A 21,465-nucleotide genomic window follows, 5' to 3' on the forward strand; every position below is an offset into this window, starting at 1 on the left:
ATACATGCGCCTTTCCACCATCAAATTGTCCGGCTTCAAATCCTTCGTCGACCCTACGGTGTTCCATTTGCCGACCAACATGACCGGCATCGTCGGCCCCAACGGTTGTGGCAAGTCCAACATCATCGATGCCATCCGCTGGGTCATGGGCGAAAGTTCGGCCTCACGGCTTCGCGGTGATGCGCTGACCGATGTGATTTTTTCCGGTTCTTCGACCCGCAAGCCGGTCAGCCAGGCCACGGTCGAGTTGATCTTCGACAACAGCGAGGGCAAGATCGGCGGAGAATTCGCCCGCTTTACCGAGATATCGGTCAAGCGCTCGGTCAGCCGCGACGGTCAATCCAATTATTATCTCAACGGTTCGCGCTGCCGCCGCCGCGACATCACCGACCTTTTCCTCGGCACCGGTTTGGGGCCGCGCAGCTATTCCATCATCGAACAGGGCATGATCGGCCAGATCATTGAAGCCAAGCCGGAAGAACTGCGGGTGTATCTGGAAGAGGCCGCAGGCATCTCCAAATACAAGGAACGCCGCAAGGAAACCGAATCGCGGATCAAAAGCACGCGTGAGAATCTCGACCGCCTCAACGATCTGCGCGAGGAAATCGACAAGCAGCTTGAACACCTCAAGAAGCAGGCCAGGGCCGCCGAGCAGTACCAGCAGCTCCAGATCGAGCGCGCCGAAAAAGACGCCCAGCTCAAGGCCATGGATTACCGTCAACTCGGCAAAGAACTATCCAAGCATCAAGAAGCATTGCGCGACGGTGAAATCCAGCTGCAGAAGCTGCTGTCCGAGCAGCGCCATGCCGAAGCGCAGATCGAACAATGCCGCAGCCAGCAGGTCGATGCTTCGGATGCGCTTGCCAAAGTCCAGGCCGAAGGCTACCGGGTCAGCGGCGAACTGGCGCGCATCGAGCAGCAGATCCAGCATCAGCGCGAACTCAAGCAGCGCCTTGAACAGGCACGGACCGAAGCCGATCAGGCCTTCGCGCAGATCGAGCAGCATCTGCAGGACGATCAGGCCAAGGCGGCGGCGATCGAAACCGACATCGCCGAGCATGCGCCGAAGCTGGCCGCGCTTCAGGATGAACAGGCGGACAAACAGGCGGCATTGCGGGCTGCCGAACAGAATCTGATGGATTGGCAGCAGAAGTGGGATGCCTGTCTGAAAGAGCAGGCCGAAGCCAACCGGTGGGCCGAAGTCGAACGGACCAAAATCGAGTATCTGGAGAAACAGAATCTCGAGCTGGGCCGTCGTTCCGAGGTCCTTCAGACCGAACGCGCTACGCTGAACCCGGAAGCGATCAGTGCCGGGTTGCAGGGCATGACCGACGAGCACGGCAGTCTGCAGGCAAATCTGGACGCGATGGGACAGGAGCTCGAAACCCGCAAGCTGGAACAGCAGGAACTGACCGAATCGCAGCGTCTGCGGCAGGCCGAGCTGTCCGATGTGCGCAAGCAATTCGAAACCGCGCGCGGCCGTCTGGCCTCGCTGGAAGCATTGCAGCATGCGGCATTGGGTCAGGAAGACAAGCAATCCAAAGCCTGGCTCGATGATCAGGGTCTGCTGCACAACAGCCGTCTCGGGGAAATGCTCGATGTCCAGCCCGGCTGGGAATTCGCGGTGGAGTCTGTTTTGGCCTCCTTGCTGGAATCCGTGGCCGTTGATGATGCCGGCCGTTATCTGGACAACCTGGGTTCGGTCAATCAAGGTCATCTGGCCTTGATCGACCAGCAGATCAGCAGCCGGGATTTCCCGGCGGGCAGTCTGGCTGCATGCATCAAAGGTCCCGATGCCATCCGCGTGCATCTCAGCCGCGTGCATACCGCCGCCGATCTTTCCGCCGCCAAGGCCCTGCTGCCGCGTCTGGCCGAGCATGAATCGGTCATCACGCCTTCCGGAGAATGGCTGTCCAAAGGCTTCGTGCGCATCCTCCGTTCGGGTCATGCCCAGCAGGGCGCGTTGCAGCGCGAATCCGAAATCAAACATCTTCGCGCCGAAATCCAGCAGTTGGCGGAAACCGAAAAACGTCTCGTCGCAGCGCTCGCCGAAATCAAAGACAAACTGCTTCTTGCCGAACATGCCCGCGAAGAGGCGCAGCGCAGCCTGTATCTGGCGCATCGCAGCGTTTCCGAACTCTCCGGTCAGATCCAGGGCGCGCAGGGCAAACTGCAATCGGCGCAGAGCCGGATCGCCGCCATCGATGCCGAACTGCAGCAGTCGGCGGCGACGCTGGAGGAGGCCCAGCAACAGGTCCGCGAAGCACGGCAACGTCTACAGCAGGCGACCGATGCCATGGCCGCGCTGGAAGACCGCCGCAGCCAGCTCGACAGCCAGCGCCGTGAACTGGCCCAGCTCAGGGATGATGCAAGGACCCAGCAGCGCGAGCATGCCGATACCCTGCATCAGCTGGCACTGACCGTTCAGTCCCATAAAACCGCAATCGGCGGTCTGAACCAGTCCATCGAACGGCTGAATCAGCAGCGCACTCAGCTCATTTCGCGCACGCATGAAATTGCAGAACAGCTCAAGCACGGCGACAGCCCGATCGAGCAGTTGAATGCCGAGCGCCAGCGTGTGCTCGAGCAGCGCGTCATTTTCGACCGCGATCTGTCGGCCGCGCGTTCCGCGCTCGATGGCATCGAGCAGGAGCTGCGCCGCTACGAGCAGCAGCGCCAGAGCAGTGACAGCCAGGCGCTTGTCCAGCGTGAAAAGATCAACTCGGTCAAGTTGCTGGAACAGGCCGTTCTGCTGCGCGCCGAGCAGCTGCAGGCAGCCATCGAACAGATCGGGACTACGGTCGAGACCGTGCTGGAAGGACTGTCTGACCAGTTCGATTCCGATCAGTGGGCCAAGAGCCTGCTCGACATCGACAACAAGATGCGCAGGCTCGAGCCGGTCAATCTTGCCGCCATCCAGGAATTCGGCGAACAGAGCGAACGCAAAAACTATCTCGATGCGCAGAACGCCGACCTCACCCAGGCTTTGGAAACGCTGGAAGAAGCCATCCGCAAAATCGACCGTGAAACCCGCGGGCGCTTCAAGGAAACCTTCGACCGCGTCAATTCCGGCGTCCAGGACCTTTTCCCGCGCCTGTTCGGCGGCGGCCATGCCTATCTGGAGCTGACCGGCGAAGATCTGCTCGACACCGGAGTGTCGATCATGGCGCGCCCGCCCGGAAAGCGGGTGTCCAACATCACGCTGCTGTCCGGCGGTGAAAAGGCACTGACTGCGGTTTCGCTGGTGTTCGCCATCTTCAAGCTCAATCCGTCGCCGTTCTGTCTGCTCGATGAAGTCGATGCGCCGCTCGACGAGGCCAACGTCGGTCGCTTCAGCGCGATGGTGACCGAAATGAGCGAGTCGGTGCAGTTTCTGTTCGTGACCCACAACAAAGCCACCATGGAGTCCGCCAAGCAGCTGTCCGGCGTGACCATGCGCGAGCCCGGCGTCAGCCGTATGGTATCGGTCGACCTGGCCGAAGCGACACGTCTGGCCGGAGTTGCCTGAGGAGGTAGAGAATGCTGTCGAATCTGAGCGATGCCGCCGTCATCCGCATTGTCATCGGTGCCGCTTTTCTGTGCATCATCCTGTACATCCTGTTGAGCGGCAAACGTCGTTCAAGAAATCCGTCATCGCCGGCTGTTCGCATCGATCCGGAAGTGCGCGCCGATTCCGATGCGGAGCGGGAATACGCCGATGCCTTGCCCCGTCCGCAGGATGAAGCCGATTTTCGGGAGCAGGCAAAACTACATTTCGAACCCGAGACGCCGAAGCTCCGGGCGACTAGCCGCATCGGCGTGCGCAGAACCGATGCCTACGAAAAGCTGGTGATGCTCTATCTGGCGGCCAAAAGCGGCCACAGTATTTCCGGAGCGGAATTGGTCCTTGCGACCGAGAAAGTCGGCCTGGTTTACGGACACAACAACATCTATCACCGTCTGGCCGAAGGCGTGAACGCCAACGAGCCCATTTTCAGCATGGCCAATGTGGTTCAACCCGGATATTTCGATCTGGATCAGATTGATACCCTGCAAACCCCCGGCGTCAGTTTCTTCATGACCCTGCCGGGGCCGGTCACTGCCGTACAGGCCTGGGACAGCATGCTTCCCATCGCCGAACGCATGGCGCAACTCCTTGATGCCGTTCTGCTGGATTCCGACCGCAATGCACTCGGACGGCAGCGCATCCTGCACATCAAGGAAGACCTGCGCGCATTCGACCGCGAGAAAGAGCGCCAGATCATCAAGCCCGGACGCTGACATGGATTCCGTCCGGCAGCGCATGCGGCAACTGCAGACGCAGATCGAAGACGCCAACTACCGCTATTACGTGCTGGACGACCCGGCCATGCCGGATGCCGCATGGGATTTGCTGCTGCGCGAACTACAGGAGCTTGAATCACGGCATCCAGGTCTGGCCGATCCGAATTCGCCGACGCAACGCGTCGGCAGCCGGCCTTCGTCCGGCTTCGAGGAGGTCGTGCACGCAACACCCATGCTTTCGCTGGCGAATGCATTCACCGAGGAAGAAGTCGGTGATTTCGTCAGCCGCATCACCAAGGAAACCGGCGATGCCGATCCTGAATTCTCCGTGGAACCCAAGCTGGACGGCCTGGCAATCAGCCTGCGTTACGAGAACGGCGTGTTCGTCCGCGGCGCAACCCGGGGTGACGGCAGCACCGGCGAGGATGTGACCGCCAACCTGCGCACCGTGAAATGCATCCCGCTGAAACTGCGCGGTGAAGCCCCTGGCGTGCTGGAAGTGCGCGGCGAGGTCTATATGCCGAAAGCCGATTTCGAAGCCTACAACGCGCGCGCCCTGAGGGAAGGCGGAAAGACCTTGGCCAATCCCCGTAACGGCGCTGCCGGTTCTCTGCGTCAGCTTGATCCGCGCATTACCGCCATGCGCCCACTGGCGTTCTATGCGTATGCGCTGGGAGAAGTCAGTGCCATGCCGTCATCCATCCAGACCCATTCACAGTCCCTGTCATGGATCAGGGACTTCGGACTGCCGGTCTGTCCTGAGGCCGGAACGGCCCGCGGCACAGGCGGGATTCTGGCGTTTTACAGACGGCTGGGAGAAAGACGCGGGCAACTGGCATACGATATTGACGGCTCGGTCTACAAGCTGGACCGTTTCGACCAGCAGCGCGCCATGGGGTTTGTGTCACGGGCGCCGCGATGGGCGATTGCCCACAAATATCCCGCCCAGGAGCAGCAGACCGTGATCGAAGCCATCGATGTCCAGGTCGGACGCACCGGCGCGGTGACGCCGGTTGCCCGGCTGGTTCCGGTGCAGGTTGCGGGGGTGGTGGTCACCAATGCCACCTTGCACAATGCCGACCAGATCGCACGTCTGGATGTCCGCATCGGCGATAGCGTCATCGTCCGCCGTGCCGGCGATGTCATACCGGAAGTCGTACGCGTCATTGAGGACCGCCGGCCGGCCGGCACATCGCCCTGGTCCATGCCGGTTCAATGCCCGATCTGCGGCTCGGCCGTCGAGCGCGAGCCGGGCGAGGTCGTTTCGCGCTGTACCGGCGGATTGTATTGTCCGGCGCAGCGCAAACAGGCCCTGATCCACTTTGCCTCGCGCCGGGCGATGGATATCGAGGGGCTTGGCGAGCGGCTCATCGAAGACCTCGTGGACTTCGGCTATGTTAAGACCGTTGCCGATTTGTACGCCTTGCGCTTGGATGATTTCCTGGCCATGAAGCGCCGTGCCGATGAGCGCGATGGCAGCACGCCGGACGCGGTGAAAACCGGAAAGATCGCCAGCAAATGGGCCGAAAACCTGATTGAAGCGATTGCCGCCAGCCGTGAGACCTTACTCGAACGGATTCTGTTCGCGCTCGGCATCCGCGACGTCGGAGAAAGCACCGCGAAAACCCTGGCTCGCCATTTCGGCGCGCTTGATCCGATCATGGCCGCCGACGAAAGCGTGCTGCGTGAGGTTCCCGACATCGGGCCGGTGGTTGCCGCCCGTATCGCCCATTTCTTCGCGCAGGCGCACAATCGGGAAGTCATCGCCGCACTTCGCGCCAATGGCGTACATTGGACGGAAGGTGCGCCCCAGCGAGCAAGCGAGGGACCATTGGCGGGGAAAACGGTGGTGTTGACCGGCGGTCTGGCCGCAATGTCACGTGATGAAGCCGGTGCAAGGCTGGAAGCCCTGGGGGCCAAGATTTCCGGCAGCGTGTCCAAGAAGACCGGCATCGTTGTGGCTGGCGAAGCGGCCGGCAGCAAACTGGCCAAGGCGCAGGAACTCGGTCTTGAAATCTGGGACGAAGCCCGTCTACTGGCCTTTCTCGACGATCATGCCGGAAAGCCGAGTGACTGACTGGCGTGCCACGGCATTGCCGGACGACCTGCGCCGCCGGGCTGCGGTTTATCGGCACATCCGCGAGTTCTTCCACGCACGCGGCGTACTCGAGGTCGAGACTCCGGTGCTTTCGCAGGCCGGCAACACCGACCCCAATATCGCGTCCTTCCATCTGGAATACAGCGGTCCGTCAACAGGCGGCAACCGACGGCGGTGGCTGCGCACCTCCCCGGAATTCCCGCTCAAGCGCCTGCTCGCCGGTGGGATCGGCGACTGCTACGAGATCGGCAAGGTGTTCCGCGACGGTGAATTCGGGCGCCGGCACAATCCCGAGTTCAGCATGCTGGAGTGGTACCGTGTCGGCTGGAATCATCTGCAACTGGCCGAAGAGGCAGTCACCCTGCTGCAGGAGCTGTTTGCTTCGGCCGGAAAGCCGCTGCGGGTGCGTGATATCACCTACCGCGACCTGTTCCGCGAAGCGGTCGGTCTGGATCCGCATCTGGCCGATGGATCCGACCTTGCAGCGGCGGTATCCCGGTACATCCGCATATCGCAGGAAGGCCTTGGCCGCGATGATCTGCTGGATCTGCTGTTGACGCATGTCATCGAGCCCGCGTTTGCCGACGATCAACTGACCGTCATCCGCGATTTCCCCGCCTCGCAATGCGCGCTTGCGAAACTGCGCGTGGACGATGTCCCGGTCGCCGAACGTTTCGAAATTTATCTGGGCGCAACCGAACTGGCCAACGGCTATCATGAGCTGAATGATGCCGATGAGCAAAGAGACCGTTTCGAGAAGGATCTGTTGCGTCGGCTGGCCGCCGGCAGCGACACTCCGGCTTTGGATGATCGTCTTTTACAGTCCTTGGCAAGCCTGCCGGATTGTGCCGGAATCGCCATGGGACTCGATCGTCTTTTGCTTTGCCTGCTCGGAAAAACAGGCATGTCCGAGGTGATTGCCTTCGATTTCAGCCGCGCCTGATGCGGCTGCCGGCGGCGTGAATGCGGCCAAGTACCGGCAATGCCAGCTCGAAGGCCTCTTCGGTCCAGTTCCAAAGCACATTTGCCGGTAATTTCAGGTTTTTTGCCAGCGGTGCAGGAAGCATGTCCGAACCCAACTTGCGGATGCGGCCGACGCTGTCCGCGTAGCGGCCGATGGCCCAGGTGCGGGCAAGTACGGCCACCATTTCCGGCGCCCATTGCGCCAAGGGCGCGGCCTTCAACAGCCAGCCGGAAACACGTGCACCGAGACTGGCCTTGAGTTTGCGTTCAAGCTGTCCGAAATCAACCAGTTGGGCGGCGCTGCTTTCCGCCACCGCGATGATGGCCGAGGTTTCCCAGTTGGCGGGTTTCAGGCCGTGCTGCTTGTAGATATCCTTGATCAGCTGTTTCTGGATCCGGAGCGGACTGTTTTTCGCCAGCGAATCCAACACGGACTTGGCCAGAAACGGTTTGGCGAGCGGAAAGCGCACGATGATGCCTTGGGCAATGGCATATGCTCCGGCACGGACACATGCGGTGTGCAGCATGATTTCAATCCTGCCACTGGGGCGTAGCATCGATGTGGCCATGTGCACCTGCGGCATTATTGCTAAAATGACGGTTGAAAAGGAAGATACCATGAATTTCGAACATGTCGACCGCGTTCGGCCGTTGCTCTGGCAGGGCGATCATCTTTCCGTGCTGGACCAGCGCGAACTGCCGCACCGCCAGATCCATCTGGCCTGCCGGACGTCCGCCGATGTCGCCCAGGCCATTCATGTGCTCGCCGTACGCGGCGCCCCGGCCATCGGCATTGCCGGGGCTTATGGTGTCGTGCTGGCGGCGCATTCCGTTCAGGCATCAACCGGCGCGGAAGCACTACAGCGCATCGATGCGGAGCTTCATGCACTGGCGTTGGCGCGCCCGACCGCCGTCAATCTGCATTGGGCGGTGCAACGCATGCGTAACGCGCTTGCCGCCATGGGTACGGACTGGCGGGACGCGGTGCTTCTCGCCGCACAGGCCATCCAGCAGGAAGATCTGGCCGCCAACCATCGCATGGGCCATCTCGGCGCCGAATGCCTGCCCGAGGGCGCCCGGGTGCTGACCCACTGCAACACCGGTTCGCTGGCTACGGCCGGTTTTGGAACGGCGTTGGGCGTCATCCGCGCCGGGATTGCCGCCGGCCGGATCGCCAAGGTCTATGCCAGCGAAACCCGGCCTTGGCTGCAGGGTTCACGCCTGACCATCTGGGAACTGCTGCAGGACGGTATTCCGGCCACACTGATCGTTGATTCGGCTTCCGCCTACCTGATGCAGCAGGGTCTGGTCGACGCCGTCATCGTCGGTGCCGACCGGATCTGCGCCAATGGCGATGTGGCCAATAAAATCGGAACCTTTGCCCATGCCCTGGCCGCCCGAAATCTCGGGGTCAAAGTCATGGTTGTGGCACCCAGCACGACCGTTGATATGGGCACGGCCAAGGGCGCGGACATTGAAATCGAGCAGCGTCCGGGTACCGAATTGACCCATATCGGGGGCATCGAGGTCGGGGCAAAAGCCGCCGCGGTCTATAATCCGGTGTTCGACATCACCCCGGCCGCCTGCATCGATTTTCTGGTCACCGAACGGGGCGTCATCACGGCCCCGGATTCGGCCAAAATGACGGCATTTTTCAGCCCGCTGTCAAGCCTGTAAATCCTTGTTTTATAAGTACCAAAAAGCGCGAAAAGACGGGCGCTTTCTGCTACAATTCTAGGTATGTTTTTCCGGCTCCCGCAGGGGCCGGAAACGGCATCAAAACCCCTAGAAATCCGAGTGCCTGAATGTCAGATTTAGCCAAAGAAGTTATCCCGGTCAACCTCGAAGACGAAATGCGCCGCAGCTATCTCGATTACGCAATGAGCGTGATCGTCGGCCGCGCCCTGCCGGATGTGCGCGACGGCCTGAAGCCGGTTCACCGCCGCGTGCTTTATGCGATGCACGAACTCGGTGCGCATTCGAATAAACCCTATTACAAATCGGCGCGTATCGTCGGTGACGTCATCGGTAAATACCATCCTCACGGCGATCAGTCGGTATACGACACCTTGGTCCGCATGGCGCAGCCGTTCTCGCTGCGCTATCTGCTGGTGGACGGGCAGGGCAACTTCGGTTCCGTCGATGGCGACTCCGCCGCCGCCATGCGATACACCGAAGCGCGCATGGCGCGCATCACTCACGAATTGTTGGCCGACATCGACAAGGAAACCGTCGACTTCCAGCCCAACTACGATGAAAAGGAACTCGAGCCGACGGTCATGCCGACCAAGGTGCCGAACCTGCTGATCAACGGATCCGAAGGCATCGCGGTCGGTATGGCGACCAAGATCCCGCCGCACAATCTCGGCGAAATCATCAACGGCACCATCGCGCTGATCGATGATCCGGAAATCGGCATCGGCGAACTGATTTCGCACATCCCCGGTCCGGATTTCCCGACCGCCGCCATCATCAACGGCGCCGCGGGCATCCATGCCGCCTACCATACCGGCCGCGGCCGCGTGGTCATGCGCGCAAAAACCGAAATCGAAATGCAGGATAACGGCCGGGAAGCCATCATCGTCACCGAGCTTCCCTATCAGGTCAACAAAGCCCGCCTGATCGAAAAAATCGCAGAGCTGGTGAAGGAAAAGCGTCTGGAGGGCATCTCCGAGCTGCGCGATGAATCCGACAAGGACGGCATGCGCATCTACATCGAGATCAAACGCGACCAGTCGGCCGAAATCGTACTCAACCACCTGTTCAACGAAACGCCGCTGCAGCAGAGCTTCGGCATCAATATGGTGGCATTGGTCGATGGACGGCCGCAGCTGCTGAATCTCAAACAGATCCTTGAGGCCTTCGTGCGCCACCGCCGCGAAGTGGTGACCCGCCGGACCATTTTCGAACTGCGCAAGGCGCGTGCCCGCGCCCATATCCTGGAAGGCCTGACCGTCGCCCTGGCCAATATCGATGAAATGATCGAGCTGATCAAAACCTCGCAGAATCCGCAGGAAGCCAAAGACCGGATGATGGCCAAGCGCTGGCAGCCTGGTCTGGTCAAGTCCCTGCTGGATGCCGCCGGTGCGCACGCATCCCGCCCTGAAGAGCTTGATGACGCTTTCGGCCTGTTGGCAGACGGCTATCAGCTGACCGAAGTGCAAGCCAAGGAAATCCTGGAAATGCGCCTGAACCGTCTGACCGGACTGGAACAGGACAAGCTGACCGAAGAGTACAGGGAGCTGCTGGCCGAGATCCGCGATCTGATCGAGATCCTTGAGGTGCCCGAGCGCCTGCTCAATGTCATCCGCGGCGAATTGCTGAAAATCAAGGAAGACTTCGGCGACGATCGCAGGACCGAAATCCGCGCCAGCGAGGAAGATCTGGCCGATCTCGATCTCATCGCCTCCGAGGATGTGGTGGTCACACTTTCGCATGCCGGCTATGCCAAACGTCAGATGCCGTCGACCTACCGCGCCCAGAAGCGCGGCGGCAAAGGACGTGCTGCGGCTTCGGTGAAGGACGAAGATTTCATCGAGCGGCTGTGGGTGGTCAATACCCATGACACGCTGCTGACCTTCACTTCCGAAGGGCGCGTGTTCTGGCTCAAGGTCTATCAGTTGCCGGATTCCGGCCCGAACTCGCGCGGCCGTCCGATTATCAATTGGATTCCGCTCCAGCCCGGTGAAAAAGTGCAGGCGGTTCTGCCGGTCCGTGAGTTCTCCGATGACCAGTACGCATTCTTCGCGACCCGTAACGGCACGGTCAAGAAAACGCCGCTGTCGGAATATTCACGACCGCGCGCCAACGGCATCTGGGCCATCAATCTCGATGAAGGCGATGGTCTTGTCGACGTGCAGATGACCGATGGCAAGAAGGACATCATGCTGTTCGGATCGCACGGCAAAGCCGTACGCTTCGATGAATCCGAAGTACGCTCCATGGGACGTACGGCCACCGGCGTGCGCGGCATGCGTCTGCCGGAGGATGGCGCGTTCGTGGTCAGCATGGTCGTGGTCGAGGGCGATGGCGATATCCTGACCGCCAGCGAAAACGGTTTCGGCAAACGCACCGAAGTCTCCGCCTATCCGAAGAAAGGCCGGGGCACCCAGGGCGTGATTGCCATCCAGACATCCGACCGCAACGGCCGTCTGGTCGGCGCCATCCAGCTCACCGAACTTCAGGAAATTCTCCTGATCTCCGATCAGGGCACCATGGTCAGGACCCGCGCTTCCGAGGTCTCCCAGGTCGGCCGAAACGCCCAGGGCGTGACCCTGATGCGGGTGGCCGAGGATGAAAAACTGATGGCCATCGAAAGTCTGGATGTCATCGAGGACGATGCCGAGACCGAGGCGGGAACGGAATCCACCGATTAAACGGCAACATGATGGACGAAAAAACGGCGGTATATCCCGCCGTTTTTTTATGCCCTCAAGCGGACCGGTTACTTGTAAAGTTTGGCTTTTCCGTCTTTCAGACGCACCATGCTGCCGACCTTGATGCTGTTCAGCGTTTCCTGGCGGGCATGCTGGATCTCCCCGTCACGCATGCGGATGGTGATCTTGTATTCCTTGTTGCCTTCGGCGATCTTCTTGCCGGCATAGGCGCCGCCGGCGACGCCGGCGACAGTGGCCGCGGTCTTGCCTTTGCCGCCGCCGACCTGATTGCCCAGAAGGCCGCCAGCAACGGCGCCGATGATGGCGCCGCCGGTGCCGGACTTGGCATCGCTGACTTTTTCGATCTGGGTGACAATGCCGCATTTGGCGCAGTCGGCCGGCCAGTTGGTGTTGTCATAGGCCGGCCGTGCCGATTTGTCGGATTGCGCCGCAGCCATCGAGCCGAAGCCGATCATGGCGGCTGCGATCAGTAAGCATAAGTTTTTCTTCATGGTGGATTCTCCGTGGGTTAAAGTGCGGACAGAACGTGTTCTGCCGAAGAGACCGAAAATTCGCCCGGTGCCTCAACGAAAAGATGGGTGACGATGCCGTTGTCGGCGGCAAGGGCGAAGCGCTTCGCGCGCAGACCCATGCCGAACGGCGTGGCATCCAGTTCGAGACCGAGTGCCTTGGTGAATGCACCGTTGCCGTCAGCCAGCATGGCGATGCTGTCCGGGGTTTCCTGGCTTTTGGCCCAGGCGCCCATCACGAAAGCATCATTGACCGACAGGCAGGCCAACGCATAGCCCTTGGCGGTGAATTCTTCCGCATGCCGGATGAATCCCGGAAGATGTTTGGCGGAGCAGGTCGGCGTGAATGCGCCCGGTACCGCGAACATCACGACCTTTCTGCCGGCGAAGAACTCCGAGGTGTCGATGGCCTGGATGCCGTCTTTGAGGACGTTGATGGCGGTATTGGGAATGCGGTTGCCGGTTTCGATTGTCATGGGGTACCTGTAGGGAATGCGTTAAGGGAATGATAAACTCTTTCTGTCGGATTTTCGTGAATCATTCCACACTCTACAAAAAAGCAGCCCGTTTGGAGTCAATGCATGGAATTCAAGGATTATTACAAGGCTTTGGGGGTGGATGCGGGCGCCAGCGAGGCTGAAATCAAAACCGCCTACAGGCGTCTTGCCCGCAAATACCATCCGGATGTCAGCAAGGAGACCGGAGCCGAGGAGCGCTTCAAGGCGGTCAACGAGGCTTATGAGGTGCTCAAGGACAAAGACAAACGCGCCCAATATGATCAGCTCAAAGCCAGCGGTTACCGTCCCGGCGAAGATTTCCGGCCGCCACCCGGTTTCGGAAACGGCGGATTCCAATTCGATTTCAACGAGATGGGCGGCAATGCAGGATTCAGCGATTTCTTCGAATCCTTGTTCGGAGGTGGCCGTCGCGGGCCGGCTCCTGCGCCCGCAGGCAGCCGTGTCCGTCTGGCAATACCGCTGGAGCGTGCCTTCTCCGGCGGTAAACAAAAAATACGCATCGGCGAGCGCACGCTGGAAATTGCCATTCCTGCCGGAATTCGGCCCGGGCAGAGCATCCGTCTGGCCGGTCAGGGCGAGCGCGGCGGGGATCTGATGATCGAGATCGCCTATCATGAGCACCCTGAATTCGAACTGGATGGTCTGAACGTGCTCTATACACTGAGCCTGTTGCCCTGGCAGGCGGCGCTGGGTGCAACGGTTTCGGTTCCCACGCTCGGCGGCAAGGTCGACCTGAAGGTCCCGCCGGAATCCGATACCGGCAAGCGGCTGCGTCTGAAAGGGCGGGGCATGCCAAGCAAGGGCGGCCATGGCGATCAACTGGTCGAACTGGAAATCATCGCGCCGGCGCCGCAGACGCCCGAGCAGGAAGCGCTTTACCGGCGCATGGCGGAACTGTTTCCGGCGGATTAAGCGCCGGCGGGCAGCACCTGCTTGATGATTTCAATCAATTCATTCTCGTTGAAGGGCTTGGTCAGATAGGCTTTTGCGCCCTGACGCATGCCCCAGACCTTATCGGTTTCCTGGTCCTTGGTCGTGACCAGAACCACGGGAATGTGCGAGGTGGTCTCGTCCCGGGTCAATGCACGCGTGGCCTGGAATCCGTTGAGATTCGGCATCACCACGTCCATCAGCACAAGATCCGGCTTTTCATTCTTGCACAGCTCGACGCCGATGACGCCGTCTTCGGCGGTGAGCGCCTCGTGCCCGAGTTTTTCAACGATGCGTTTCATGCCCAGAAGCTGGGAGGGTGAGTCGTCGACGACCAGGATGCGTGCCATAAATATTCCCCGAATGGATGTGTTTAGTTAAAGCCAAAACCGGAATTTTAGCAAGCCTCGGTTCCGATACCGACCACAACCCGACCCAGCGATCGGCCTGCGAGCATCCCAGCGAAGACGTCCGGCAGTCCCTCTAATCCGATTTCGCGGACCGGTAGGGCGCTCAGCGCCGCCGTATCGAAATGGCGTGCCAGCAGCTGCCAGACCTGTTCGCGGAGCCTGCGTTCGGTTCCGGCCGAGGCGACGCCAAGCAGGGATACGCCGCGGATGATGAAAGGCATGACCGTGGTGGGCAGGTCATGCCCGGAAACCAGGCCGCAACTGGCGACATTGCCATAGGGTGCGGTCTGCGCCAGCAAGGCGGCCAGTGTCCGTCCGCCGACATTGTCCAGGGCGCCGCCGAAGCGTGCGCTATCCATCGGCTTGTCGGTCAGAACCGCGTCACGGGCCAGAACGGTTTCGGCTCCGAGACGTAGCAACAGGTCGGCCTGTTCCGGTTTTCCCGAAACGGCGTGCACGCGAAAACCGGCGCGGTGAAACAGGACCGTTGCCAGCATACCCACCCCGCCGGTGGCACCGGTCACGGCAATCGGGCCGAGTTCCGGGAGCTGGCGGTTTTCCTGCATGCGTAGCAAAGCAAGTCCGGCGGTGAATCCGGCGGTGCCGAGAATCATGGCTTCGCGCGGGCCCCAGGTTTCGGGAATGCGGATGACATGCCGGTGATCGACGCGCACTTCGTTGCAGTAACCGCCGTCGGTGGTTTCCGACAGTCCGGAGCCGGTAACCAGCACCGCATCACCGGCTTTCAGCGATGGATCGGCCGATTCGATGACATGACCGGCGCAGTCGATCCCTCCATTGAGCGGAAAACGACGAAGGATTTTACCTTGGCCGGTCCCGGCCAGGGCATCTTTGTAATTGACACTCGAGTACTGTACGGCAATGACGGTGTCGCCAGGCGTCAGCATTTCACGCGATATCGATTCCATGCCGGCGCGGTAACCGGCATCATTGTGGATGCGGAAGGCGCGGTACGTATTGCCGGCCATGCTCAATCGGCCGGCTGCATGAGTGTGATGCCCGACATGCGGATAGCGGCATCGCGATTCGGTTTCGGGCTCAATTTCATCATCAGATTCCAGAAGCCGGCGAAACGGACATGTCTTTTCAGACGCAGCGATTCGGTCCAGCTTGAACGGAAAACCGTTTCGCGCCAGCCCAGCGGGTTGAAAAATGCGGCGGCATCGGCCGGTGCGAACAGGAACGGGGCGTTGCCGTCGCGTAGCCTGCCCAGCCAGCTTTTTGAAAGGCGCTTCAGCAGCAGGGGGGTGCCGAGATCGGAGATCCACCATTTTGCCGACGCATTGGTGCGCAGAGCCACGGCCAACTCGGCGACAGTCTCCGGCGGCAGGTAGACCAGCAGTCCTTCAGTGATGACCAGAACGGGGCCATGTGCGGCGGCTTCACGAAAAACCGCATCGCGCTGCCCGGGTTCGCGTAGGTCGGCAGCGATGTATTCCAGATGGCAGCGGGGCGTTTCGCCGGACAGATTCCCGCGCACATAATCGATCATTGGCGGAAAATCGACATGGTACCAACGCAATGAGCTCGGCAGATCGAGCCGGTAAGCGCGCGTATCGAGACCTGCGGCCAGATTCAACACGCTGGCAGCCCCGGCACGGACGCATTGCATGATGAGTTCGTCCATGACCGCGGTACGCACGATCATCGCCCAGGCCATGGCTTTGCCCTGCGGCATGGCATCGACGATGTCCTGACCGCGTTGGCCCGCCAGCCGGCGAGCATAAGGATCACGGAACAGAGCATCGGTACGCTCGCTTTCCATGGCGCGGTATACCGCGACCCAAAGCGCGGTGTCGGAGACGTTGCGGATCGGGGTCGTGGTCCCTGCGGCTTCCATCAGTTGACTTTGTGGATGGCGCGTTTATCGACCGCCATGGCGGCGTCGTGGATGGCTTCCGAAAGTGTCGGGTGGGCGTGGCAGATGCGTGCCAGGTCTTCTGCGGAACCGTGGAATTCCATGGTCAGCACGCCTTCGTGCACCAGCTCGGAGACGCCGACGCCGACCAGATGCATGCCGAGCACGCGGTCGGTCTCGGCATGCGCAATGACCTTGACGAAGCCGGCAGGCTCGCCCATGGCCACGGCACGACCGACAGCCGCGAACGGGAAGCTGCCGGTTTTGTACTCGATGCCTTCGGCCTTGAGTTGCTGTTCGGTCTTGCCGACCCAGGCGATTTCCGGTTCGGTATAGATGACCCAGGGAATGGTATCGAAGTTAACATGTCCGGGCAGGCCGGCAATCAGTTCGGCGACGGCGATGCCTTCTTCGAAACCCTTGTGCGCCAGCATCGGGCCGCGAACGCAGTCGCCGACCGCCCAGATGCCGTCAACACCGGTACGGCAGTGCTCATCAACTTCGATTTGACCGCGTTCATTGAGTTTGACGCCGGTGCCTTCGGCCAACAGGCCTTTGCTGGCTGCTTTGCGCCCGACCGCGACCAGCAGTTTATCCACGATCAGGTTCTGATCGGCTTTGCCGTCGTTGTAGGTCAGATGGACCTCGCCGTTCTTGATTTCGGCCTTGCTGACCTTGGCGCCGAGCTTGATGTCGAGGCCCTGTTTCTTGAATTCCTTGAGGGCCGCGCGGGCGACTTCCGCATCGGCGGCGCCAAGGAAATCCGGCAGTGCTTCGAGGATGGTTACTTCGGCGCCGAGACGCTTCCAGACGCTACCCAGTTCCAGGCCGATCACGCCGGCGCCGATCACGCCGAGGCGTTTGGGAACGGCGGTGAAATCAAGTGCACCGACATTGTCGACGATGTGCTTGCCGTCGAATTTGGCGAAAGGCAATTCGATGGAATCCGAACCGGCGGCGATGACGATATGCTTTCCGGTCAGTTCGACCATGCTGCCGTCATGCTGCTTGACGCTGACACGCTTGCCGGGCTGGAGCTGGCCGAATCCGTAATACGGTGTGATCTTGTTGGCCTTGAACAGCGCAGCAATGCCACCGGTGAACTGCTTTACGATCTTGTCCTTGCGGCCGACCATGGTGCCAACATCGATTTTGGCATTATCGGCACTGATGCCGTGCTCGCCGAACAGGTGCTGCATGTTCCAGAACTGGCGGGAAGAATCCAGCAGCGCCTTGGACGGTATACAGCCAACGCGCAGGCAGGTGCCACCGAGAGCCGGTTGACCATCCTTGCCAAGAGCGGCGTCGATGCAGGCGGTTTTCAGGCCGAGCTGTGCGGCACGGATGGCCGCATGGTAACCGGCCGGACCGGCGCCGATGACCACGACATCAAATTCAGTACTCATGATTCATTCGCCTCGAAAGTGGATTACAGGCCGAGCAGCATGCGGTGCGGGTTTTCCAGTTGGTTCTTGATGTCGACCAAGAACAGCACGGCATCCTTTCCATCGATGATGCGGTGGTCGTAGCTGAGCGCGATGTACATCATCGGTGCGATCACGACTTGGCCGTTTTCGGCGATCGGACGTTCCTTGATGGCATGCATGCCGAGAATCGCCGACTGCGGCGGATTGACGATCGGGGTCGACATCAGCGAACCGAAAGTGCCGCCGTTGGTGATGGTGAAGGTACCACCTTGCAGATCTTCCAGCTTCAAACCGCCTTCACGGGCCTGTTTGGCGTAGCCGGCGATGGCCGCTTCGATCTCGGCGAAGCTCATGTTCTCGACATTGCGCAGCACCGGAGTGACCAGACCTTTCTCGGTCGCCACGGCGATGGAAATGTCGGCATAGCCATGATAAATCACGTCGTTGCCATCAACCGAAGCGTTGACGATGCCGTGCTTGGCCAACGCATTGGCAGCGGCTTTGGCGAAGAAACTCATGAAGCCCAGCTTGATGCCATGGGTCTTTTCGAACGGTTCGCCCAGTTCCTTGCGCATGGCCATCACTTTCGACAGATTGACTTCATTGAACGAGGTCAGCATGGCAATGGAGTTTTTCGACTGCATCATGCGTTCGGCGATACGTTGGCGGATGCGGGTCATCGGCACGCGCTGTTCGGGACGGGCACCGCCTCCGGAAGTCACATGCTTGACCAGGTCTTCCTTGGTGACGCGGCCTGCACGGCCGGTTCCGGCGACATCGGCCGGATTGACGTCATTGCGGGCGGCGTAATTCGCGGCGCCCGGCGGAAGTGCGCTGGTGTCCACTTTAGGCGCCGCCGCAGCGGCCGGAGCGGCTGCTTTAGGAGCAGCGGCCTGTGCAGCGGGAGCAACCGGAGCCGGTGCGGCGGCAACGGCGCCTTCCTCGATCACGGCGATGACCTGCGCACTGGTGACGGTGGCACCGGTTTCGAACTTGATTTCCTTGAGCACGCCGTCGACCGGGGAGGGCACTTCCAGAACGACCTTGTCGGTTTCCAGATCGATCAGGTTTTCATCACGACGCACGCTGTCGCCGACCTTCTTGTGCCAGGTGGCGATGATGGCATCGGAAACGGATTCGGGCAGAACGGGGACTTTGACTTCAATGCTCATGACTGTGGCCTTTTCGGTTACTCATGGGTGAAATCGCTCTTGCCCGGATTGGTCAGGGCATCGGCGATCAATTGGTTTTGTTCAGCGGTATGGGTATTGGCGTGACCGCAGGCGGGCGCGGCGGAACGGGCGCGGCCGGCGTAGTGCAGCTGTTTTCCGTCGTTCAGACAGCTGCGCAGGTGGTGCTGGATCTGGTACCAGGCGCCCTGGTTCTGCGGCTCTTCCTGACACCAGAACACATCCTTGGCATTCGTGAACCGTGCCAGCTCGGCCTTCAACGCCTCGCGCGGGAACGGATAAAGCTGTTCGATACGGACAATGGCCACATTATCGAGTTTTTTCTCGGCCGCGGCTTCGATGAGATCGTAATAGACCTTGCCTGCACAGACCACCACGCGTGCGGCTTTATCGGGTTGTTTGGCGGTGGTGTCGGAAATCAGTTCCTGGAAGGACCCGTTGACCAGATCATCCATGCGCGAAACCGAAAGTTTGTGGCGCAACATCGATTTCGGCGTCATCACCACCAGCGGTTTACGGGTGGCACGCAGCATTTGACGGCGCAACATGTGGAACATTTGGGCCGGGGTGGTCGGGGTGCAGACCTGGATGTTGTTCAGTGCACAGAGCTGCAGGAAGCGCTCGAGGCGTGCCGAACTGTGCTCGGGGCCCTGGCCCTCATAGCCGTGCGGAAGGAACAGCACCAGACCGCACAGACGGTCCCATTTGGCCTCGCCGGACGTAATGAACTGGTCGATGACGACCTGGGCGCCGTTGGCGAAATCGCCGAACTGGCCTTCCCAGATGTTGAGGGTCATCGGCTCGGCGGTCGAGTAGCCGTATTCGAAAGCCATCACCGCTTCTTCCGAGAGCAGTGAATCGATGATCACTGCATGGCTGGGGTGTTTCACGAACTGCTGCAGCGGCATATAGGCGTCGCCGTTGTTCTGGTCATGCAGCACGGCGTGGCGGTGGAAGAAAGTGCCGCGGCCGGCGTCCTGGCCGACCAGACGCAGGCGGTAGCCTTCGGTCAGCAGGGTGGCATAGGCCAGATTCTCGGCAAAGCCCCAGTCCATGTCGAGCTCACCGGCCAGCATCTTGCGGCGGTCTTCGTAGATTTTGGCGACACGGGCGTGCGGCTTGAAACCTTCAGGAACGGTGTTTATTTTCTTGGCCAGACTATCCAGCGAGAACTGGGCCAGTCCGGTTTTCACCGATTGTGCCAGTTTGCCGTTCAGCCACGGCGTCCAGTCCACGGCGAATTCGTCCTTGCGGGCATCGGCCACATCGGTGGTCACCTCGCCCTTGTCCAGTTTGGCGCGGAAACCGTCAACCAAGGCTTTGGCATCGGCTTCCGCCAGCACGCCGGCGCCGACCAATTGCTCGGCATAGAGTTCACGGGTGGTTTTACGGGAACGGATGTTCTGGTACATCAGGGGTTGTGTCGCCGCCGGTTCATCGGCTTCGTTATGGCCGTGACGACGGTAGCAGACCAGGTCGATGACTACATCGCGGCCGAAGGTGCGGCGGTAATCGAAGGCCAGCTCGGCGCAGAACACCACGGCTTCGGGATTGTCCCCGTTGACGTGGAATACCGGGGCGCCGACGATCTTGGCCGGGTCGGTGCAGTAAAGCGTGGACCGGGCGTCATCGGGCCGAGAGGTTGTGAAACCGACCTGGTTGTTGATGACGATGTGCACGGTGCCGCCAACGGCAAAGCCACGGGCCTGCGACATCTGGAACAGTTCCATGACCACGCCCTGGCCGGCAAAGGCGGCGTCGCCGTGGATCACGATCGGTAAGACCTGCGAACGGCTATCGTCCTGGCGGCGCATCTGGCGGGCGCGCACACTGCCCGCCACGACCGGCGCGACGATTTCCAGATGCGAGGGGTTGAAGGCCAAAGCCAGATGGACCGGACCGCCCGGCGAATTGACGTCTGCCGAGAAGCCCATGTGGTATTTGACATCGCCGGAGTGTTCCGGGGTATCGGGATGATCGAATCGGCCTTCGAATTCCGCAAACAGTTTCTGCGGTGGCTTACCGAGGGTATTGACCAGCACATTGAGGCGGCCGCGGTGGGCCATGCCGATGATGGCGTCCTTGATGCCGTGCTTGCCGCCGTGCTGGATCAGTTGATCCATCAACGGAATCAGCGATTCACCGCCCTCCAGCGAGAAGCGTTTCTGACCGACATATTTGGTATGCAGGTAGCGTTCCAGGCCTTCGGAAGCGGTGAGGCGTTCGAGAATGCGCTTGCGCTGTTCCGGCGAGGCCTGCAGACGGCTCTGCACGGATTCCAGACGTTGCTGGATCCATTGGCGCTGGTCGGCATCGCTGATGTGCATGAATTCGGCGCCGATCGGGCCGGAGTAAGTATTTTTCAGTCGTTCCAGCAAATCGGCCAGCTTCAGTTTTTCCGGGCCGAAATAGGTCTTCACCGGGAATTCGGTCTGCAGGTCGGCGCTGGAAAGACCGTGATGGCCGATGTCGAGATCGGGCGCGTTCGGTTTTTCCATCATGGCGAGCGGATCGAGATCAGCGCTCAGATGGCCGCGAGAACGAAACGCGGTAACCAGTTTGCCGACCGCCGTCTGTTTGCGCGCCATTTCCTCATCGCCACCGCCGGTAACGAAGCGGGCATTGCGGGCCTGAGCCTGGACCTGGGCGAGTACGGCCGAGTGGGGCACATCACCTTGCCCCTGAAAACCATCGAAATAGGCTTTCCATGGCGCCGGAACGCTGGCCGGATCGACCAGATAGTTTTCGTAGAGATCTTCGATGAACGCGGCATTGCCGCCGGAAAGCTGCGAGGACTTGAGGAATTGTTTGATCAAACTTTCCACGGAATCGCCTTATTGAGGGTTGCTTGGGTCGGCCGAGCGGCCACACGCGGGACACA

16 protein-coding genes are annotated in these 21,465 nt (G+C 60.6%); 7 read left to right on the plus strand and 9 right to left on the minus strand.

What is annotated here, in order from left to right; translation table 11 throughout:
* The first annotated feature begins 4 nt into the window (after positions 1 to 4).
* Genes smc through epmA form a run of 4 tightly spaced genes read left to right on the plus strand, consistent with a single transcriptional unit; the run spans position 5 to position 7,304 of the window.
* The gene (smc, locus tag Q0W88_RS00135) at positions 5 to 3,508 is read left to right on the plus strand and encodes a chromosome segregation protein SMC (RefSeq protein ID WP_297798748.1); all 3,504 of its coding nucleotides are present in this window, start codon (positions 5 to 7) and stop codon (positions 3,506 to 3,508) included.
* Positions 3,509 to 3,519: 11 nt separating this feature from the next.
* On the plus strand, positions 3,520 to 4,260 hold the full coding sequence (zipA, locus tag Q0W88_RS00140; protein ID WP_297798749.1) for a cell division protein ZipA: 741 nt from the start codon (positions 3,520 to 3,522) through the stop codon (positions 4,258 to 4,260).
* Between the two features lies 1 nt (position 4,261).
* Positions 4,262 to 6,340, plus strand: a complete 2,079-nt coding sequence (gene ligA / locus Q0W88_RS00145; RefSeq protein WP_297798750.1) for an NAD-dependent DNA ligase LigA — start codon at positions 4,262 to 4,264, stop codon at positions 6,338 to 6,340.
* Entirely contained in the window at positions 6,333 to 7,304 is a 972-nt protein-coding gene (gene epmA / locus Q0W88_RS00150; RefSeq protein ID WP_297798751.1) for an EF-P lysine aminoacylase EpmA, read from the plus strand. Before ligA ends, epmA begins: the two co-directional genes overlap by 8 nt.
* Here epmA and Q0W88_RS00155 read toward each other — a convergent pair.
* Entirely contained in the window at positions 7,291 to 7,851 is a 561-nt protein-coding gene (locus Q0W88_RS00155; RefSeq protein ID WP_297798752.1) for a hypothetical protein, read from the minus strand. The genes epmA and Q0W88_RS00155 overlap by 14 nt on opposite strands.
* A 91-nt stretch (positions 7,852 to 7,942) precedes the next feature.
* Between Q0W88_RS00155 and mtnA the strand changes: the two genes are divergently transcribed.
* Positions 7,943 to 9,001 carry an S-methyl-5-thioribose-1-phosphate isomerase gene (gene mtnA, locus Q0W88_RS00160; protein ID WP_297798858.1) on the plus strand — a complete coding sequence of 353 codons (1,059 nt, stop codon included), beginning with the start codon at positions 7,943 to 7,945 and terminating at the stop codon, positions 8,999 to 9,001.
* Positions 9,002 to 9,129: 128 nt separating this feature from the next.
* On the plus strand, positions 9,130 to 11,700 hold the full coding sequence (gene gyrA, locus Q0W88_RS00165) for a DNA gyrase subunit A (RefSeq protein WP_297798753.1): 2,571 nt from the start codon (positions 9,130 to 9,132) through the stop codon (positions 11,698 to 11,700).
* Positions 11,701 to 11,768: 68 nt separating this feature from the next.
* Here the strand turns inward: gyrA and Q0W88_RS00170 are convergent, their stop codons facing one another.
* Positions 11,769 to 12,212 (minus strand): glycine zipper 2TM domain-containing protein, encoded by a 444-nt coding sequence (locus Q0W88_RS00170; protein ID WP_297798754.1) that lies wholly within the window; start codon positions 12,210 to 12,212, stop codon positions 11,769 to 11,771.
* Between the two features lie 17 nt (positions 12,213 to 12,229).
* Complete coding sequence (locus tag Q0W88_RS00175; RefSeq protein WP_297798755.1) at positions 12,230 to 12,706, minus strand: peroxiredoxin; 477 nt, start codon at positions 12,704 to 12,706, stop codon at positions 12,230 to 12,232.
* 105 nt (positions 12,707 to 12,811) lie between these two features.
* Here Q0W88_RS00175 and Q0W88_RS00180 point away from each other — a divergent pair, with 105 nt between their 5' ends.
* Positions 12,812 to 13,660, plus strand: coding sequence for a DnaJ C-terminal domain-containing protein (locus tag Q0W88_RS00180; protein ID WP_297798756.1), 849 nt, complete (start codon positions 12,812 to 12,814; stop codon positions 13,658 to 13,660).
* On the opposite strand, the gene pilH is transcribed toward Q0W88_RS00180, so the two are convergent.
* From pilH to Q0W88_RS00210, 6 genes are read right to left on the minus strand one after another with little or no spacing between them, the layout of a single operon-like run.
* The gene (gene pilH, locus Q0W88_RS00185; RefSeq protein ID WP_297798757.1) at positions 13,657 to 14,028 is read right to left on the minus strand and encodes a twitching motility response regulator PilH; all 372 of its coding nucleotides are present in this window, start codon (positions 14,026 to 14,028) and stop codon (positions 13,657 to 13,659) included. The genes Q0W88_RS00180 and pilH overlap by 4 nt on opposite strands.
* 47 nt (positions 14,029 to 14,075) lie before the next feature.
* The gene (locus tag Q0W88_RS00190; protein WP_297798758.1) at positions 14,076 to 15,077 is read right to left on the minus strand and encodes a YhdH/YhfP family quinone oxidoreductase; all 1,002 of its coding nucleotides are present in this window, start codon (positions 15,075 to 15,077) and stop codon (positions 14,076 to 14,078) included.
* A gap of 2 nt (positions 15,078 to 15,079) precedes the next feature.
* Complete coding sequence (locus Q0W88_RS00195; RefSeq protein WP_297798759.1) at positions 15,080 to 15,949, minus strand: SAM-dependent methyltransferase; 870 nt, start codon at positions 15,947 to 15,949, stop codon at positions 15,080 to 15,082.
* Complete coding sequence (gene lpdA / locus Q0W88_RS00200) at positions 15,949 to 17,373, minus strand: dihydrolipoyl dehydrogenase (protein WP_297798760.1); 1,425 nt, start codon at positions 17,371 to 17,373, stop codon at positions 15,949 to 15,951. Before lpdA ends, Q0W88_RS00195 begins: the two co-directional genes overlap by 1 nt.
* 23 nt (positions 17,374 to 17,396) lie before the next feature.
* Positions 17,397 to 18,566 carry a dihydrolipoyllysine-residue succinyltransferase gene (gene sucB, locus Q0W88_RS00205; protein ID WP_297798761.1) on the minus strand — a complete coding sequence of 390 codons (1,170 nt, stop codon included), beginning with the start codon at positions 18,564 to 18,566 and terminating at the stop codon, positions 17,397 to 17,399.
* A 17-nt stretch (positions 18,567 to 18,583) separates the two neighbouring features.
* Entirely contained in the window at positions 18,584 to 21,409 is a 2,826-nt protein-coding gene (locus Q0W88_RS00210) for a 2-oxoglutarate dehydrogenase E1 component (protein WP_297798762.1), read from the minus strand.
* Between the last annotated feature and the right edge of the window lie 56 nt (positions 21,410 to 21,465).

The sequence above is a fragment of the Arenimonas sp. GDDSR-1 genome (genome assembly GCF_025980345.1).
In the GTDB taxonomy this organism is placed as follows: domain Bacteria; phylum Pseudomonadota; class Gammaproteobacteria; order Xanthomonadales; family Xanthomonadaceae; genus Arenimonas.

Excerpts from the sequence above, each read along its gene's own strand:
- smc (WP_297798748.1), top strand. The coding sequence starts at position 5 with ATGCGCCTTTCCACCATCAAATTGTCCGGCTTCAAATCCTTCGTCGAC.
- zipA (WP_297798749.1), top strand. The coding sequence starts at position 3,520 with ATGCTGTCGAATCTGAGCGATGCCGCCGTCATCCGCATTGTCATCGGT.
- ligA (WP_297798750.1), top strand. The coding sequence starts at position 4,262 with ATGGATTCCGTCCGGCAGCGCATGCGGCAACTGCAGACGCAGATCGAA.
- Q0W88_RS00155 (WP_297798752.1), bottom strand. The coding sequence starts at position 7,851 with ATGCTGCACACCGCATGTGTCCGTGCCGGAGCATATGCCATTGCCCAA.
- mtnA (WP_297798858.1), top strand. The coding sequence starts at position 7,943 with ATGAATTTCGAACATGTCGACCGCGTTCGGCCGTTGCTCTGGCAGGGC.
- gyrA (WP_297798753.1), top strand. The coding sequence starts at position 9,130 with ATGTCAGATTTAGCCAAAGAAGTTATCCCGGTCAACCTCGAAGACGAA.
- Q0W88_RS00170 (WP_297798754.1), bottom strand. The coding sequence starts at position 12,212 with ATGAAGAAAAACTTATGCTTACTGATCGCAGCCGCCATGATCGGCTTC.
- Q0W88_RS00175 (WP_297798755.1), bottom strand. The coding sequence starts at position 12,706 with ATGACAATCGAAACCGGCAACCGCATTCCCAATACCGCCATCAACGTC.
- Q0W88_RS00180 (WP_297798756.1), top strand. The coding sequence starts at position 12,812 with ATGGAATTCAAGGATTATTACAAGGCTTTGGGGGTGGATGCGGGCGCC.
- pilH (WP_297798757.1), bottom strand. The coding sequence starts at position 14,028 with ATGGCACGCATCCTGGTCGTCGACGACTCACCCTCCCAGCTTCTGGGC.
- Q0W88_RS00190 (WP_297798758.1), bottom strand. The coding sequence starts at position 15,077 with ATGGCCGGCAATACGTACCGCGCCTTCCGCATCCACAATGATGCCGGT.
- Q0W88_RS00195 (WP_297798759.1), bottom strand. The coding sequence starts at position 15,949 with ATGGAAGCCGCAGGGACCACGACCCCGATCCGCAACGTCTCCGACACC.
- lpdA (WP_297798760.1), bottom strand. The coding sequence starts at position 17,373 with ATGAGTACTGAATTTGATGTCGTGGTCATCGGCGCCGGTCCGGCCGGT.
- sucB (WP_297798761.1), bottom strand. The coding sequence starts at position 18,566 with ATGAGCATTGAAGTCAAAGTCCCCGTTCTGCCCGAATCCGTTTCCGAT.